We start from the raw sequence: 15,277 nt of genomic DNA on the forward strand, positions 1-15,277 counted from the left end.
CGCGCTCATCGAAGGTGGAGCGTTCATTGCTCAACTGCTTCAGCAGGAGCGCAGGATCGGCAAGCAGCCGGTCGGCCATCTTCTGGCGACGGGCAAGGTCGGCCGGAGCAAAATACATCTCCGCGTCCCTGCGGGCGAGTGCTGCCTTCTCCGGACCGAGATGTCTTTGGGCGATGCCATCGAGGCCCTGTTCGGCATAGGAGCGGCCATCGAGCCGGATCTCGTGACCGGCAAGCGCCAGGTGCCGGCTGGCCGTCTCCGCCCAGGCGATCTTCCACGCCTGCAAGGTTTCCTTGTCGCCGCCCCAGGACTTATAAACAATCCGACCAGTGGGCCGCCTGGCCGTGACAAAACGCAATGGCTCGCCATTCTCTCCCAAAACAGGAGCGTTTTTCGGCCCGAAGCCCTCCTCCGTCAGCGGTCTCACGGTCGTTAACAGATGGATATGCGGATTGCCGTCTTTGTCGTGATAAACCCAATCGGCGACCATTTGCTCGGACGTAAAGTTATCACGGACGAACTCGCGCACCAGCGCGATGTTCTCGGCCNGCCCCTGCCGATCACCTGTGCTCTGACGAACATGATCGCCACTGTCGTCTCCACCTCACCCGAGCACGTCGCGACAGCGACGTATATTGCGCCCTCAAACCAATCGGAACGCAGGGCCGATGCCGCTTTTGCCGCTGCAGGTTAAAGTATTTTACTACTTTATTCTAGTTAGTATGTTGGCTGGCATCGCTCATCGAAACAAAAGGAACAGTAGGATGGTGAGGTCTTCCATGGTCGGGTGAAGGCTTCTCGCGCCATCTAAGCTGGGGCAACCGAAACGGTCGAACGCGGGAAAGCGGGCGCGTCAGATTGCAGCGTCGACCGCTGATCGGGCCGCACGACTACCCAGTCGAAAACATTGGGTCGAGCAGATCATCACCCAGGATCATAGTCGATCGCTACGCATGAGCGGACTACGTCTGGCAAAAAGATACTGATGGTTTTGCGTGGGTCTAGCCGGAAGGCTAACTGCACCGGCAGTCGAGCACACCACGGTCTGGAGGGGAAGCGCCAGGAGTGGGGACGCTGCTTATGGCAGCTTGTCATCAACTGCTCCTCGGCCATAAACGACACGGGCGGCATCAACCGGCATTCCGGTTTGCTGCCGGATGCCCTTTGTTGACTTCGACGACGACGCCAGTGTCCGCGGTCAGCGTGGTGATTCAGTCGCCGCCGTTGACGCAATATTCATGCGTATCGAAATCGATCTCGAGACCGTCCAGCAGATTGATGCTGAAGCGCCTGATCTCTTTCTCGCCGGCTGGATGATCGTGAAGCTCTTGCGAAGCGGTTTCAGAGACGACGAGCCGAAGCAGCAAGCTTGGCATAGAGCATCAGGCTTAGATCGGTTGTCATAATGCGACATCCTTCGTTGATGGCGGAGATCGGCCACTCCGTTGCAGAGAGGGTCAAGGACCGCGGACGCGGCTCGCAAGCGGGAGAACCGATTTTTCTGAGAAGCGCAGCTGCGGAAAAATGCGGGAGCCCGGGCCGTCCTTGACGCCGGATTTGCTGGAGTAGAATAGGATGCCAGAGAGAGAGAGAAGAGACCCGCGTCCCTGAAGGGGACGCGACCCTATCCGGCGCGAGGTGGCGGGAGTGTCGAGGGGTGGAAACCCCTGACAGCCTGGCGGCCGGTCGATCTGGCCGGTCAGGCTCATGGACACGGCGATAAGCCTCCGTCAGAACGGAGGCTCGACGTCGATGCGGCCATCCTGTTCGGCCTCGATGATTTCCCGCTCGGCCAGTGCCAGTTCGAGTTCGCTCTCGATCTGCCGGCGCTCGACAGGATCGGCATTCCCGAGTTCGGCGCGCAGCAGCTCGATGACTTCGTCGATGCAAATGGTCATTGTCGTCTCCTTGACGTTGTGAAAGACGAGCGTCCCGGTCATGGCGGGATGGAGGGGTCAAGGATCGCGTCAGCGAGCGGCGGAGCCGGCGAGTGGGGGAGCCGATTTTGTCGGAGTGGAGGGAACCGCAGCGGAGGCAAAATTGGGGGAACCACGAAGTGCTTGAGGCCTTTATGCCGCCATGGCACCCTCGGATCGACTGAGCAGACTTTCCCTCTCCGTATGGCACCAGAATAGCCGTCAATGGGCTCGACGCCCTCGACGGCTCGAACAACAACAAGGCTCGCGGCAGAGACACGCTCGGAGCCGGCCCCGCTTTCGGGGCCGGCCTGTAGGCCTCAGGCGGGGTTGTTCCAGAGGATAACCTTCCGGTTCGGCTCGCCGCCGGGGGGTCTTCCTTCCGCGTATCTGCGTCGGGCAGCAAGCCATCTCGCGCGCGACAGCCGGCTGCGATCAGTAAGATCGGTTCTCTCATCGCCAACTTCGGCAAGAGCTCTTCACCGGGTGTTGAAGAAACCGTCAGGCGGTAGCGTGCATCAAGAACATGAATCGATCCGCCACGACCGATTCAGGAAACTCGTTGGACGGCCAATTGGTGAGCGCGCATGATCCGATCATGGATACAACGGCTGACATTATGCTGCTCTATCGGATCGATCCGTCCCGAAATATGGCGCGTTTCTATCGTCTGGCGATCCAGCCGACGTTGCTCGGAGGCAGCTCTCTCGTGCGCAATTGGGGCCAGATCGGTACCGAAGGCCGGCCGATGGTGGAACTGTACGATACGCCCGAAGCGGCTGATACTGCCTTTGAGCGCGTGCTCGGCCGCAAGCTGCGTCGCGGCTATCGATATGACGGTGCAACATGCTTCGCCCAAGAAAATCTTCACCGCGAAAGGCGCGAAGACTGCTTCAGCAGATTTCGTAGAGCCGGCGACGCCGGCGGAATGGAGCCCCGGCCGGACGATATACGCCCAGTGGGCCCTGGAATTTCCTGAGAGTAAGCCAGGGCAGCCGCGGTGCCTTGGCGAACGTTAAGGGCGCGTTCGCAGGGTGGACCAAAGTGGACGTATTCCGACGCGAACCTAGGGTCGTACAATGTGAAATCTGCGGCTGGACGGTGCAGGATCTTTCGCCTATCGATTGCTCATGAAGTCGTCGCTCGATCATATGCCGCTTCGCAAGCAGCGAGAACTCGGCCGGGTTCTGGAAATCCTGCACGAGGAATTCGAGGACGCGTTGAAAGAGGGTACGGCCGACTTCAAGAAGCGCGGCAGGATCTTGAAGATCATCCTCTTCGGCTCCTACGCCAAGGGTGGATGGGTCGATGAACCCTTCACCATGAAGGGTTATCGCTCGGATTTCGATCTCTTGATCATCGTCAACAATCGCAAGCTCTGCGAGTTTGCCGAGTACTGGCACAAGGCGGCTGACCGGCTAATCCACGACAAGTCGATCGAAACGCCGGTGAGCTTCATCGTCCACTCCAGGCGGGAGGTGAACACCTATCTCAAGGAAGGGCAGTATTTCTTCTCCGACATCCGCAAGGAAGGTATCGTTCTCTACGAACTGGACGATGAGCAGCTTGCGGAACCCAAGCCACTTTCAATGGCGGATCGACTCCGTATTGCGAAAGAACATTATCAGGATCGGCTATCACTTTCGCGGTCTTTCCTAAAGATAGCGATATCTTGCGTTAGCGAAAAGGAACTCCGGGTTGCAGCATTCCAGCTCCATCAGGCGTTGGAACAAGCCTATTCCTGCGTCCTGCTAACCCTAACAAACTACGGCCCGCCTTCTCACAACATCAAATTCCTACGCTCCCTTGCCGAAGAACAGGATCGGCGATTGGCCGAAGCTTTTCCTCGCGATCAGCATCGTGAGCGCGCCTGGTTCAACACACTGAACGAGGCCTATGTGAAGGCGCGCTACTCCAAACATTACGAGATCAGTGAGGAGGCTCTTGGCTGGCTTGCAGAGAAAACCGCTTTGCTGCTTGAGCTGGTCAACACGGCGTGCGCCGAGCATCTGGAGACACTTGAGCGGATCAGTGGCAACGATGTCGAAACGTGAGTCGGCACTACGATTTCCCACGCTCGCCTTGGAGCCGGCTTTTCCCCTTCGGAGCCCTATCAGGGCTGAATAGTGGCGCGCACCGTGACCAAGCGAGGATTCTAATAAGCCTGGCTGAATTCATCCAACATGGCTGGTGTTTGGATCTTTGAAACGGTCGGAAGACCAGCCGAAGCCGGACAGGCAACGGGGCTAAGCTTATCACAGACCGGCGCAAGGTTATTGGAGTAGCACAAGTCTCCGACCGGCTTTAACCGCCCACCGGTTCCAGATCGACCAGTGCCTTGATCGGCAGGTGATCGGAGGCGATGCGCGCAAGCGGCGTATCATGCGCTTCCACCTGCGAGATAATCCCCTTGCGGTTGGCGATGATCCGGTCGAGCGCCAGAAGCGGCAGGCCGGCGGGGAAACTCGGGACAGCGGGCGGCAGCGGTCCGAAGGCGGATTGGAAGGTATTGAGCGAAGACCGGTCGCCGAGCCGCCATTCGTTGAGGTCGCCGAGCAGGATGGTCGGCATCTCGTGCCTGTCGTTGATGAGTTCGACCAGGGTGCGAGCCTGCTGGGCTCTGCTATGGCGCAGCAATCCGAAATGCGCGGCGATGATGCGCAGCACTCCGCCCTGCTCGAGCTCGATCTCGGCTACCAGCGCGCCGCGCGGCTCCAGTCCCGGCAGCTTGACCTGATGCACGTCATGCACCAGCCCCTTCTTGAAGAGCACGACATTGCCGTGCCAGCCGTGCGCCTTCGCCATGCCGGCGACCGGCACCGGGATCAGCCCCGTCTCCCGCTCCAACCGGCCGAGATCGAGAATGCCGGTGCGTTCGCCGAAGCGCGTATCAGCCTCCTGCAGCGCGATCACGTCGGCGCCGATTTCATGGATCACCCGGCTGGTGCGCTCCGGATCGAAGCGGCGGTCGGTGCCGATGCACTTATGCACGTTGTAGGAGGCGATGAGCGTTCCCGCACTGCGCGGCCTTGCCTCGGTATAGGCTGCGTCGAGCCGCTTTTTCCTGCTCCTGATCGAGGCGAGAATGGTGGCGGGAAGGCTGTCTTTTCTGGCGTGCATCGGCAGGCGCACTTGTTCCGTTGATCGAAAAGGCTTGTCTCAGCAGTATAGGCAGCCAAGTCGAACTTGCCACGTCCGATCACAAAAAATCCTTCAGAGATAGGGCGACCCTAGCCATAGCACCTTCTCTAGCAGCCGCACCGCGAAGGGTCGCGCCTGCAGCCCCTCAAGCGTCACCGGCGTTGCCGATCTCAAGGTTTCCTCGATATGCTCGTCGATCTCGCCGGCGAAGCCCTCGTTCAGCACTTCGAGATCGACCTCGAAATTCAGCCTCAGCGAACGCGGGTCGAGGTTGGAAGAGCCGACATAGGCCCAGGTGCCGTCGATCGTCAGCAGCTTCGAATGGCTGAAACTGCCGGTGGACCGCCAGATGCGGCAGTAGTTCTTGAGGATTTGATCGAATTGCCCCGTCATCGCCCGGTCGACCAGCACGAGGTTGTTGACCGCAGGCACGATGATATCGACTTCGACGCCGCGCCGCGCCGCTGTCACCAGCGCGCTGATGAGTTCGCGGTCCGGCAGGAAATAAGGCGACATGATGCGGATCGATTGGCGCGCCACGGAAAAGGCGCCCATCAGCATCTTGTGGTTGGTCTCGACGCTGCGGTCCGGGCCGGAGGCGACGACACGCATCAGGATGGGATCGCCGGGGCTGCGCTCTGGCGGTTCGATGTGCCAGGGCTCGTCGTTCAACAACTCCTGTGTGGAGAAGCGCCAGTCTTCGGCGGCGAGGTCGAAAAGGTCGGCAACGACAGGGCCGGTGACGCTGAAATGCGTGTCGTGGGCAAAGCTCTCGCCTGTTGCCTCCTCGCTGAAGCCCGCCCTGATGTTCATCCCGCCCGTCAGTGCAATTTTCCCGTCGACGATCAGGATCTTGCGGTGGGTGCGCAGATTGGCATAGGGCAGCCGCAAGCCCATGATGACGTTGCCGTTGAAGACGGCGACGGTGACGCCGCCTTCCCTGAGATGGCCGAGAATGCTCGGCACCGAATAACGCGCACCGACCGCGTCGATCAGCACCCGGACTTCCACACCCCGCCTGGCCGCCGCAATCAGCGCATCGGCGATGCGAAGACCGACAGCGTCACGGTCGAAAATATAGGTTTCGAGCAGAATGCTGCGTGTCGCCTCGTCGATGTTTGATTTCATCGCCGCATAGGCCTCGTCGCCGGTCTCCAGCACATCGATCGTATTGCCTGTCGTCAGCGGATTGCGCGTCACCCGGTCGCCCAGCGTCTGCAGCGCCGCAAAGCGGCGGCCGAACTGGCTGATCACCGTCTCGGCCTCGGCATCGAATGTCTCCAATTCGTCGAATTCGGCAGCAAGCAGCAGCGCGTCGCGCCGGACGCTCAGCGATTTGCGGCGAATGCGGTTGATGCCGGCAATTGCATAGAGCAGCGCACCGATGATCGGAGACAGAATGATGACGCCGACCCAGCCGATCGCCGCGCGCACCTCCTCCTTGGTCATGGCGGCATGGATCGCCGCCGCGGCCCCCATGGCGATCGAAACGACAAAGAGGATATGCGGCCAGTAGGTTGATAGGAGATAGAACATCGCAGGCGAATATAGCCGCGAAATGGCGACGTTCAATCACGCCGCCGCTCTCCCATGACGCGAAATTTCTTACCGTGATCATTTTGCCGGCCCGGGATCGATCGCGAAAAGTTCAGGAAGGGGCCTGCGATTTCGAAAGCGCGCGGCCCATTCCCGAACGGGAACAATGCCGGCACAGATGGATTGATCCCGAGGAGATGAGGATCGCCATCATGAACATCGCCGCAAGTGTCGGCCCTGCCTTGGCGCTCGAAGTCGCGGATGCCGCAAGCATTGCCGAACTCCGGCATCAGGCGGAAGGCTGCACCCGTTGTGATCTCTATAGGAATGCCACGCAAATCGTCTTCGGCGAAGGTTCTGTGAAAGCCGAGATCGTCCTCATCGGAGAGCAGCCGGGCGATCAGGAGGATCTGACCGGCAGGCCCTTCGTCGGTCCCGCCGGCCAACTGCTCGATCGCTGCCTGGAAGAGGCCGGTCTCGACCGGCAGCGCTGCTATGTCACCAATGCCGTCAAGCACTTCAAGTTCACGCCGCGCGGCAAACGGCGGCTGCATTCAAAACCGAATGCCGGCGAGATCAGGCGTTGCGCCTGGTGGCTCGGCGCCGAACTCAACATCCTGCAGCCGAAACTTATCGTGACGCTCGGCGCAAGCGCACTTTATGCGGTGCTCGGGCCAAAGGCGAAGCTGACGCCGCAGCGCGGCCATATCCTGCATCCGACAAACCGTCCACCCGTTCTGGTCACCATCCACCCCTCCTATCTCTTGCGCATCCGCGACGAGGCGGAGCGGCGCCGGCAGCGCCGGGATTTCGTGTCAGATCTGCACAAGGCGGGGGAGTTTCGGCCCCAATGAAAGGTCGATTCTCAACCCTAATATGCTGCAACGCGAAATATTCGCGGGTGCAGCGCGATTTCGCTTGAAAGAGTTCCCCTCCTCTGGAACCATCCAAGCAGTATCGCGTTCGAACGACGGCATCATGTGACTGGAGATCAGCGATGGCAGAAACTCGGGAAGAGTGGATCAAAAAACGTGCATACGCCCTCTGGGAAGAAGAGGGCTATCCGACAGGGCGAGATTCCATCCATTGGGAACAGGCACGACACGAGCGCGACAGGCTCGAAGGTTCTGCTGCGTCTTCCGACGGCAAGGAAGTCAAGCCCAAGACGAAGCGCAGCGTGACGGGCAGCAAGACGAACGGCGTCGTGACACCGGCACCGAAACGGACTGCGAGCCGCAAGACGGCGTCCTGAACACCGAAATACCGAGCAGTCGAGAAAAAAGGGCGTCGTTGCGACGCCCTTTGGTCCCCGTTTGTCATATGCCTGAATTAGTTGTGCTTTATGCAATTTCAGAGGTGGGCTTCCATGCGGGGGTGAACAGAGGCCGGATGACGCTGCAAGCTTTGAGGCTTCCAAAAAAAGTTGAACCTTCGCCCGATAACCGGGAACAAGAAGTTACGATGACAGTTTATGGCGGGACGGGGAAGTTGCCATGAACGACGGTCAAACCGAAATCCTCTTTTTAGCCAGCAACCGCGCTTCGACTGCGATCGTGTGAGGGATGGAGATGTCGCTCCTCGTCATCGCCGCGCTGCTCTACCTCGGTCTCGCGCTCGGGTTCATCCTTGTCGTCGATAACCTCGTGGGACTGGTTTTCCGCGATCCGCGCGCGCCGGTGCAGTTGGTCTCCGTCTATATCGGCCGTGCCTTCGCCGCATCGCAGAAACTCTATCGAAAATAACAGCCCGCAGGCGCCGTCCGTAGACGGCTAAAAGTGTTGAACGCCCTGGCGCATCGAGCTTTGCGCGTGCGAAAGGACGCACAAAGCTCTGGGTTAAGGATATTTCGACCGCGCCCTTTCCCTGCTATCGGAAGCCTCTATGTTGACGGTTTGGAAGGGCTGAACCCGAGGTGGCCAACACTCCGGCGCAGCGGACGACAAGGAAGCGATTTTGAATGGGAAGCGTCGGGAACGGCTGGCCGAGAGGCGGCGGCGAAATCGGCGAATTGTTACGGCATCCGGCTTTCCACGCCGTCGGTCTCGGTCCGGTCGAAAGCTGGCCCGCTTCCCTCAAACATATCGCCGAAATGGTGTTGAATTCCCGCCAGCCCAAATTCGTAGCCTGGGGTCCGGATCTCGCCTTTCTCTACAATGACGCCTACGTGCCTGTTTTCCCGCAGCGCCATCCCGACGCACTCGGAAGACCTTTCCGCGAGGTCTGGGCGGATATTTGGGAACAGTTCTCGCCGATCGTCGCCAGCACGCTCGACGGCAGTTCGCAGCTGTTCAAAGAGCTGCTCATCCCGATGCGCCGCGACGGCCGCACCGAGGACACCTGGTTCACCTTCTCATACACGCCGCTGCGCGACGATGACGGCACAGTTGCCGGCATCCTCTGTGCGGCCCTTGATGTCACCGACCAGGTATCGGCCAAGCGCGGCGAAGAGACGGCGCTGGAAGAGCTGCGCGTGAAATCGGAGGCGCTTGCGGTCGTCAACCGGGCGGGAGCCGCCATCACCGCCGAGCCCAGTGTCGAACGCCTTACCCAGATTGTCGTCGATGCCGGCGTGACGCTGACCGGCGCGGAATTCGGCGCCTTCTTCTACAATGTCGACGATGGCGAGGGCGGCAGCTATATGCTCTATGCGCTATCCGGTGTCGATCGGAAGAACTTCGAGAAATTCCCGATGCCGCGCAACACCAAGGTCTTCGCGCCGACCTTCGACGGCGAAGGCATCGTGCGCTCCGACGACATCCTGCTCGACCCGCGCTACGGGCAGAATGCGCCACATACAGGCATGCCCAAGGGGCATCTGCCGGTCAGGAGCTATCTTGCCGTGCCGGTGAAATCACGCGACGGCAGCGTCATCGGCGGCTTGTTCTTCGGCCACGGCCAGCCCGGCCATTTTTCCCAAGCGGCCGAGTCGAGCCTCGTCAGCCTCGCCGGCCAATCAGCCGTCGCGATCGACAATATCCGGCTCTTCCGTGCTGCCAAAGTCGAAATCGACCAGCGCCGCGGCATGGAAGATCAGCTGCGGAAACTCAATGAAATGCTCGAGGTCCGCGTCGCGGCCGAGATTGCCGAGCGTCAGCAGGCCGAAGCAGCACTCCAGCAATCGCAGAAGATGGAATCGATCGGCAAGCTTACCGGCGGCGTCGCCCATGATTTCAACAATCTGCTGCAAGTGATCTCAGGCAACCTGCAGCTTCTCGGCAAGGACGTGGCAGAGAGCGGCCGGGCCAAGGAACGCATTTCCAACGCGCTTGCCGCCGTCGAACGCGGATCGCGGCTGGCAAGCCAACTGCTCGCCTTCGGCCGTCGCCAACCGTTGGAACCGAAGGTCGTCAATATCGGCCGTCTCGTCACCGGCATGGACGACATGCTGCGCCGCGCGCTCGGCGAGGAGATCGAAGTTGAGACCATGGTTTCCGGCGGTCTCTGGAACAGCTTTGCCGATCCCACCCAGATCGAGAACGCCCTGCTCAACCTTGCGATCAACTCCCGCGACGCGATGGATGGCGCCGGCAAGCTGACGATCGAGGTCGGCAACGCCTTCCTCGACGATTCCTACAGCCGCACCCATCCCGAAGTCACCGCCGGCCAATATGTCGTGCTGGCGGTCACCGATACCGGTTCCGGCATGATGCAGGAGGTAATAGAACAGGCATTCGAGCCCTTCTTCTCGACCAAGCCGGAAGGCAAGGGTACCGGTCTTGGCCTGTCGATGGTCTATGGCTTCGTCAAGCAGTCCGGCGGCCACGTGAAGATCTACAGCGAGATCGGCGAAGGCACGACCGTCAAGCTCTATCTGCCCCGCTCGTTCCAGAGCGAGGATCGCATCACCAATGTCGACAGTGTGCCGGCAACCGGGGGCACGGAAACCATCCTCGTCGCCGAGGATGACGAGGGTGTGCGCACGACTGTCATCGAGATGCTGACGGATCTCGGCTATCACGTGCTGAAGGCAAAGGATGCGCAAAGCGCGCTCACCGTTATCGAAAGCGGCGCCCATATCGACCTGCTCTTTACCGATGTCGTCATGCCCGGCCCATTGAGAAGCCCGGAGCTTGCGCGCATGGCGCGCGAGCGCCTGCCTGATATCGCCGTGCTCTACACATCGGGCTATACCGAAAATTCGATCGTCCATGGCGGCAGGCTCGATCCTGGTCTGGAACTGCTCTCCAAGCCCTATACGCGCGAGGAACTCGCCCGCAAGATCCGCCACGTGCTTGCCAGCCGGACGCAACGCCGCCAGGGGGTGAGCGATGCCGCAGCGCCCGTTCCCAAACCTCCCGATATCACCGGTGAAAAGTTGAAGCTGCTGCTTGTGGAAGACGACGCCTTCATCCGCATGGATACTGCCGAGATTCTCCAGGATCTCGGTTATGACGTCATCGAGGCTGATAGCGGCGAACGGGGCGTGGAAATCCTCGGACACACCATCGTCGACATCATCGTCGCCGATGTCAGCCTGCCCGGCATGTCGGGTCCGGTCTTTGCCGCCAAGGCGCGCGAGGCCTTTCCATCGGTCGGCCTGGTGTTTGCGACCGGCCACAGCAGCCTGCCGGATGCAAGCCGCCTGTCCGGCTCGGTGCTGCTGTCAAAACCGTTCAGCAGCACCGCGCTCGAACGGGCGGTAAAGACCGCCGTCCAGCAACGGCCTGTTGGCTAGAGCAATTCCAGCAAGAGTGCGCAGCGGTTTTGCGTCCGGAATTGCGTGGAAACAAGAGATAGAGCATTTCCGTGATTCGGAGAAAAACGGAAATGCGCTAGCCGTCGAACTCGGGATATTTGCGCATCAGATCCACCTCGCTGGTGCAGCTGTCGTCGCGCGCCGCCAGTTCGATCGAGATCGTGTCGGCAGGATCGAGCCGGCCATCATCGTGATGACTGTCATCATCGTGATGATTGCCATCATCGTGATAGACGGGAATGCGCGCACCGCTCTGGCTGACCAGCACGGCATCCCGCTCGAAACCCCTCTGCAGCAGCCAGTCGCGCGGCGCCATCAGGCGGATGCCAACCTCGTAGGAGTGCCCCTTCCCTTGCTTGAGGCTGACGGTATAGGTGACCGGCGACACCTGGCCGTTCACGTCGATCGCGCCGTTTCCATCGGCTTTGACGATGTGTTTTTCCATGTTCTCGGCTCCTTCTCATGTGCAGCGCATGCAGGCTTCTCCCCTTCGAAACCTGATAAAATCGGCTTTTGTTCCCGAATCCAGGGCTTGCCAGCCATGCCCGCGGCCGGAACTTTTGGGCGCCGTACCGGTTCAATCCCTTTGAAAACCAGAGGAGGCTGAGATGCCGAAAGGTGACAAATCCGACTATACCGACAAGCAGAAGCGCAAAGCCGAGCACATCGAGGAAAGCTATGAAGAGCGCGGCGTCTCCGTCAAGGAGGCCGAACGGCGTGCCTGGGCGACCGTCAACAAGGAAAGCGGCGGCGGCAATAAATCCGGTTCCGGCCGCGGCAAGAAGGACACGCATGAATCCTCCGAAAAGGGCGGCCGCATCGGCGGCGCGGCGTCCGCCGCACGCTCGAAGGAGGAGCGGTCCGCCTCTGCGAAGAAGGCCGCTGCGACGCGCAAGCGCAACGAACACCATACTCACCACTGATTGGAAATAGGACAGGCGGTGACTTGCTGCCCACCGCATCCGGCAAAAGGATTTTCGACATGGCCAAATCGAACAAGAAATGGTCGCAGGACGTTACCGAACACAGCGATGCGATGGACCTGAAGGAAGGCGTGTTCAAATCGGACGATCCGAAGAAGATTGCCCGTTCCGTCAAGCACTCCGCCGAAGAGAGCGCTCGCCGCAAGTCGAGCCCTTATCGCGCCGCCATGTCGATGCTGACCTTCTACATCAACCGCGCTGGCGACCAACTGACGAAAAAGCGACGCGGCACTCTTGAAAAAGCCAAGGACGAATTGCGAAAAGACTTCGGTCGTCAACCGAAGGATTGAGCAGCCATGGCATACGAGCTTTATTATTGGGACGGCATTCAAGGTCGCGGCGAATTCGTACGGTTGGCGCTGGAAGAAGCCGGCGCCGACTATATCGATATCACCCGCCAGCCCGGGCGTGGTACCAGCGCCATGATCGACGTCATGGAGAGTGAAAGCGAACCGCATATTCCTTTTGCACCACCCTTCCTGAAGGACGGCGACCTCATCATCCCGCATGTCGCCAACATCCTGTTTTACCTCGGTCCGAAGCTCCGCCTTGCGCCTGAGGAATATGGTCTTCGCCATGTCGTGAACGGCCTGCAGTTGACCGTCACCGATTTCGTCGCCGAAGTGCACGATACGCACCATCCGATCGACACGTCGCTCTATTACGAGGACCAGAAGCCGGAGGCAAAAGCCCGCTCAGCCGCCTTCATCCGCGAACGCATTCCGAAATTCCTCGGCTATTTCGAGCGTGTGCTGCGGCAGAACCCGAAGGGTCGCAATCATATAGTCGGCGATGCGCTGACCTATGTCGACCTCTCGCTCTTCCAGGTGATCGAGGGGCTGACCTATGCCTTTCCGAAAGCCATGGCAAACCGCAAGGCGGAATATCCCGCGCTGCTGGCTCTGCATGATGCGGTGGCGAAACGTCCGAACATTGCCCGCTATCTCGCCTCCCCCCGCCGCCTCGCCTTCAACGAGGAAGGGATTTTCAGGCATTATCCTGAGCTGGACAGTGTGGGATGAGGCAAGAGCAATTCCAGGAAAAGTGCGAAGCGGTTTTCCCAGGCAAAGCGCGAAGCGGTTTTGCCGGGAATTGCGTAAAGCAAAAGGATAGAGCCGTTCATTCCAGTGGCACGGCCGCATCAAAGAAATTTCCCCACGGGTCCTTCGGCCGGGTCTCCAGCCGATGCGGCACGTTGCCGAGTGTAAAAGCGGCCGGACCGCTGACCTCGTCCAAATCGGGCCAATCGAGCGGCATCGAAACCGGCGCACCCGGTCGTGCCCGCGTCGAATAGGCCGCGACCGCCGTGTTGCCGCGGCCGTTGCGGAGATAGTCGATGTAGATATGCCCGCCGCGTTTTGCCTTCGTCGCGGTTGCCAGATATTTCTCCGGCGCATCGGCCGACATGCTTTCGGCCAGCGAATGGGCGAAATCCTTCACCTCCGCCCAGCCGGCCTTCGGCGAAAGCGGTGTCACCACATGCAGCCCCTTGCCGCCTGATGTCTTGACGAAGGCCGCCAGGCCACGGGCTTCCAGCCGCGCCTTCAATTCAATCGCTGCTGTTATGACAGCGCTCCAGGCTACGTCCTCGCCAGGATCGAGGTCCATGGTGATCATATCGGGTTTTTCCCAATTGTCGGTCGTTACACCCCAGGGATGAATTTCGAGCACGGCCGATTGCACCAGCGCCACGAGACCGTTGAAATCGGCGATGCGCAGCAGCTTTTCGCCGTCCGCATCCTGCGGGTCGGCGATCTCCTCGATATGCGGATTCATGCCCTTCCAGGCATGTTTTTGGAAGAACCGCTGTTGGCTTTTTATCCCGTCCGGCAGACGCAGCAATGCCAACGGCCGATTGACGACATAAGGCACCATGAATGGCCAGACCGCCGCGTAATAATCCGCCAGCGCCTGCTTGGTCACGCCCTCATCCGGCCAATAGAGCCGGTCGGGATGGGTCAGCGATACATCTGCTGCCGGCGGATTTCTGGGGCTCATTCTTCGATCTCGCTTGTGAGGAAATCAAGTAGCCTGTTTTCCTCGGCCCGCAAGCCCCGCAGCGGCTCGTTGCCATTCTCGATCAGCGGATGATCGTTGCTGGCGAGCGCGATGATCGCGGGATGGATATAGCTCGAGCGCGAGATCGCAGGTGTGTTGTGCAGCGCCTCGGCGGCGGCTTCCGACATCTGCTTTACCGTCGGCCGGCCGCCGCCGACAATCGTCTCGCGCGCCGCTCCGAAGGCCGCCAGCGATCCGGCCCAGGTGCGGAAGGTCTTCGCCGAAATGGGAATCCCCGATATCTCGGCCAGATAGGCGTTCAACCGGCCGGAATCGATTGGCTTCAGCGCGCCGCTTTCATCCTTCCAGACGAAGAGCTGGCGGCCGGGCAGGTCCGCTATCTCCTCCAGGATCTTCTGCAGCCTGGGATGTTTGAGACTGCGCTGGACACGCTTGCCACCCTTGGCGCGGAATTTCAGCTCTATCTGCCCGTCGACGATCTTCAGGTGGCGCTTCAGCAGCGTCGTTGCACCATAGGTGCCGTTCTCCCTGACATAGGCCTGGTTGCCGACGCGCAAATGCGCCTCGTCAAGCAGGGTCGTCAAAGCCGCAAGCACGCCGTTAACATCCTCCGCGCCGGTGTCGAGATGGCGCAACACGGTGCGGCGTATCCGAGGCAGGGCTCGGCCGAACTCGATCAGCTGATGGAATTTTCCCGCACTTCGGAAGGATTGCCATTCCTTGTGGTAGCGGTATTGCTTGCGTCCGCGCGCATCGAAGCCTGTCGCCTGCAGATGGCCGTTCTCGTAGAGGCAGATCCAGACATTTTCATAGGCCGGCGGCAGACCGAGCGCGCCGATGCGCGCCCGCTGCAATTCGTCGGCAAGCGTCGTGCCGTCGGGCATCACGTAGCTGAAGCCCTTGCCCTTCCTTCGTCTGCGGATGCCTGGTTCAGTATCGCTGACATAGACGAGACCAAGGTCGGTGATGGCTTCGGCATTCATGGT

At 60.2% G+C, this 15,277-nt stretch carries 16 protein-coding genes and 1 pseudogene; 9 read left to right on the forward strand and 8 right to left on the reverse strand.

Annotated elements, in window-relative coordinates:
• From BS629_RS12870 to BS629_RS39195, 3 genes and pseudogenes are all read right to left on the reverse strand, one after another.
• Positions 1-547, reverse strand: a pseudogene (locus BS629_RS12870) (MobA/MobL family protein); the annotation flags it as partial.
• Between the two features lie 664 nt (positions 548-1,211).
• Positions 1,212-1,376, reverse strand: coding sequence for a hypothetical protein (locus tag BS629_RS39705; RefSeq protein WP_018246446.1), 165 nt, complete (start codon positions 1,374-1,376; stop codon positions 1,212-1,214).
• 354 nt (positions 1,377-1,730) lie between these two features.
• Positions 1,731-1,898: a hypothetical protein gene (locus BS629_RS39195; RefSeq protein WP_164903098.1), complete on the reverse strand. Its 168-nt coding sequence runs from the start codon at positions 1,896-1,898 to the stop codon at positions 1,731-1,733.
• Between the two features lie 580 nt (positions 1,899-2,478).
• Between BS629_RS39195 and BS629_RS12880 the strand changes: the two genes are divergently transcribed.
• Positions 2,479-2,895, forward strand: coding sequence for a WGR domain-containing protein (locus BS629_RS12880; protein ID WP_018246443.1), 417 nt, complete (start codon positions 2,479-2,481; stop codon positions 2,893-2,895).
• A gap of 151 nt (positions 2,896-3,046) precedes the next feature.
• The gene (locus BS629_RS12885) at positions 3,047-3,970 is read left to right on the forward strand and encodes a nucleotidyltransferase and HEPN domain-containing protein (protein WP_026188766.1); all 924 of its coding nucleotides are present in this window, start codon (positions 3,047-3,049) and stop codon (positions 3,968-3,970) included.
• Positions 3,971-4,220: 250 nt separating this feature from the next.
• On the opposite strand, the gene BS629_RS12890 is transcribed toward BS629_RS12885, so the two are convergent.
• Both BS629_RS12890 and BS629_RS12895 read right to left on the reverse strand, forming a co-directional pair.
• Positions 4,221-5,036, reverse strand: a complete 816-nt coding sequence (locus BS629_RS12890; RefSeq protein ID WP_026188765.1) for an endonuclease/exonuclease/phosphatase family protein — start codon at positions 5,034-5,036, stop codon at positions 4,221-4,223.
• A 93-nt stretch (positions 5,037-5,129) separates the two neighbouring features.
• Positions 5,130-6,593, reverse strand: a complete 1,464-nt coding sequence (locus BS629_RS12895; protein WP_026188764.1) for a phospholipase D-like domain-containing protein — start codon at positions 6,591-6,593, stop codon at positions 5,130-5,132.
• Between the two features lie 212 nt (positions 6,594-6,805).
• On the opposite strand from BS629_RS12895, the gene BS629_RS12900 reads away from it, so the two are divergent.
• From BS629_RS12900 to BS629_RS12910, 4 genes are all read left to right on the forward strand, one after another.
• Positions 6,806-7,447 carry a UdgX family uracil-DNA binding protein gene (locus tag BS629_RS12900; protein WP_020493448.1) on the forward strand — a complete coding sequence of 214 codons (642 nt, stop codon included), beginning with the start codon at positions 6,806-6,808 and terminating at the stop codon, positions 7,445-7,447.
• 143 nt (positions 7,448-7,590) lie between these two features.
• Entirely contained in the window at positions 7,591-7,845 is a 255-nt protein-coding gene (locus BS629_RS12905) for a DUF2934 domain-containing protein (RefSeq protein ID WP_026188763.1), read from the forward strand.
• A 316-nt stretch (positions 7,846-8,161) separates the two neighbouring features.
• Positions 8,162-8,335, forward strand: a complete 174-nt coding sequence (locus tag BS629_RS39200) for a hypothetical protein (RefSeq protein ID WP_003548963.1) — start codon at positions 8,162-8,164, stop codon at positions 8,333-8,335.
• Positions 8,336-8,550: 215 nt separating this feature from the next.
• Positions 8,551-11,268 carry a hybrid sensor histidine kinase/response regulator gene (locus BS629_RS12910; RefSeq protein ID WP_018246439.1) on the forward strand — a complete coding sequence of 906 codons (2,718 nt, stop codon included), beginning with the start codon at positions 8,551-8,553 and terminating at the stop codon, positions 11,266-11,268.
• A 97-nt stretch (positions 11,269-11,365) separates the two neighbouring features.
• Here the strand turns inward: BS629_RS12910 and BS629_RS12915 are convergent, their stop codons facing one another.
• Positions 11,366-11,734, reverse strand: a complete 369-nt coding sequence (locus BS629_RS12915) for a hypothetical protein (protein ID WP_018246438.1) — start codon at positions 11,732-11,734, stop codon at positions 11,366-11,368.
• A 163-nt stretch (positions 11,735-11,897) separates the two neighbouring features.
• Between BS629_RS12915 and BS629_RS12920 the strand changes: the two genes are divergently transcribed.
• From BS629_RS12920 to BS629_RS12930, 3 genes are read left to right on the forward strand one after another with little or no spacing between them, the layout of a single operon-like run.
• On the forward strand, positions 11,898-12,212 hold the full coding sequence (locus BS629_RS12920; protein WP_018246437.1) for a hypothetical protein: 315 nt from the start codon (positions 11,898-11,900) through the stop codon (positions 12,210-12,212).
• A gap of 59 nt (positions 12,213-12,271) precedes the next feature.
• Complete coding sequence (locus BS629_RS12925; RefSeq protein WP_026188762.1) at positions 12,272-12,562, forward strand: DUF3175 domain-containing protein; 291 nt, start codon at positions 12,272-12,274, stop codon at positions 12,560-12,562.
• 6 nt (positions 12,563-12,568) lie between these two features.
• Complete coding sequence (locus BS629_RS12930; protein WP_018246435.1) at positions 12,569-13,294, forward strand: glutathione S-transferase; 726 nt, start codon at positions 12,569-12,571, stop codon at positions 13,292-13,294.
• A 97-nt stretch (positions 13,295-13,391) separates the two neighbouring features.
• On the opposite strand, the gene ligD is transcribed toward BS629_RS12930, so the two are convergent.
• Together ligD and BS629_RS12940 are read right to left on the reverse strand one after the other, a co-directional pair.
• Positions 13,392-14,270 carry a non-homologous end-joining DNA ligase gene (gene ligD, locus BS629_RS12935; protein WP_018246434.1) on the reverse strand — a complete coding sequence of 293 codons (879 nt, stop codon included), beginning with the start codon at positions 14,268-14,270 and terminating at the stop codon, positions 13,392-13,394.
• Positions 14,267-15,274, reverse strand: a complete 1,008-nt coding sequence (locus BS629_RS12940) for a DNA topoisomerase IB (RefSeq protein WP_018246433.1) — start codon at positions 15,272-15,274, stop codon at positions 14,267-14,269. Before BS629_RS12940 ends, ligD begins: the two co-directional genes overlap by 4 nt.
• Between the last annotated feature and the right edge of the window lie 3 nt (positions 15,275-15,277).

Origin of the sequence: Rhizobium leguminosarum bv. viciae USDA 2370 (genome assembly GCF_002008365.1) — a bacterium.
Lineage (GTDB): Bacteria > Pseudomonadota > Alphaproteobacteria > Rhizobiales > Rhizobiaceae > Rhizobium > Rhizobium leguminosarum.

Coding starts and splice junctions, on each gene's coding strand:
- BS629_RS12905 (WP_026188763.1), top strand. CDS start 7,591: ATGGCAGAAACTCGGGAAGAGTGGATCAAAAAACGTGCATACGCCCTC.
- ligD (WP_018246434.1), bottom strand. CDS start 14,270: ATGAGCCCCAGAAATCCGCCGGCAGCAGATGTATCGCTGACCCATCCC.
- BS629_RS39195 (WP_164903098.1), bottom strand. CDS start 1,898: ATGACCATTTGCATCGACGAAGTCATCGAGCTGCTGCGCGCCGAACTC.
- BS629_RS12885 (WP_026188766.1), top strand. CDS start 3,047: ATGAAGTCGTCGCTCGATCATATGCCGCTTCGCAAGCAGCGAGAACTC.
- BS629_RS12890 (WP_026188765.1), bottom strand. CDS start 5,036: ATGCACGCCAGAAAAGACAGCCTTCCCGCCACCATTCTCGCCTCGATC.
- BS629_RS12930 (WP_018246435.1), top strand. CDS start 12,569: ATGGCATACGAGCTTTATTATTGGGACGGCATTCAAGGTCGCGGCGAA.
- BS629_RS39200 (WP_003548963.1), top strand. CDS start 8,162: ATGTCGCTCCTCGTCATCGCCGCGCTGCTCTACCTCGGTCTCGCGCTC.
- BS629_RS12895 (WP_026188764.1), bottom strand. CDS start 6,593: ATGTTCTATCTCCTATCAACCTACTGGCCGCATATCCTCTTTGTCGTT.
- BS629_RS12915 (WP_018246438.1), bottom strand. CDS start 11,734: ATGGAAAAACACATCGTCAAAGCCGATGGAAACGGCGCGATCGACGTG.
- BS629_RS12910 (WP_018246439.1), top strand. CDS start 8,551: ATGGGAAGCGTCGGGAACGGCTGGCCGAGAGGCGGCGGCGAAATCGGC.
- BS629_RS12940 (WP_018246433.1), bottom strand. CDS start 15,274: ATGAATGCCGAAGCCATCACCGACCTTGGTCTCGTCTATGTCAGCGAT.
- BS629_RS12900 (WP_020493448.1), top strand. CDS start 6,806: ATGAACATCGCCGCAAGTGTCGGCCCTGCCTTGGCGCTCGAAGTCGCG.
- BS629_RS12925 (WP_026188762.1), top strand. CDS start 12,272: ATGGCCAAATCGAACAAGAAATGGTCGCAGGACGTTACCGAACACAGC.
- BS629_RS12920 (WP_018246437.1), top strand. CDS start 11,898: ATGCCGAAAGGTGACAAATCCGACTATACCGACAAGCAGAAGCGCAAA.
- BS629_RS39705 (WP_018246446.1), bottom strand. CDS start 1,376: ATGCCAAGCTTGCTGCTTCGGCTCGTCGTCTCTGAAACCGCTTCGCAA.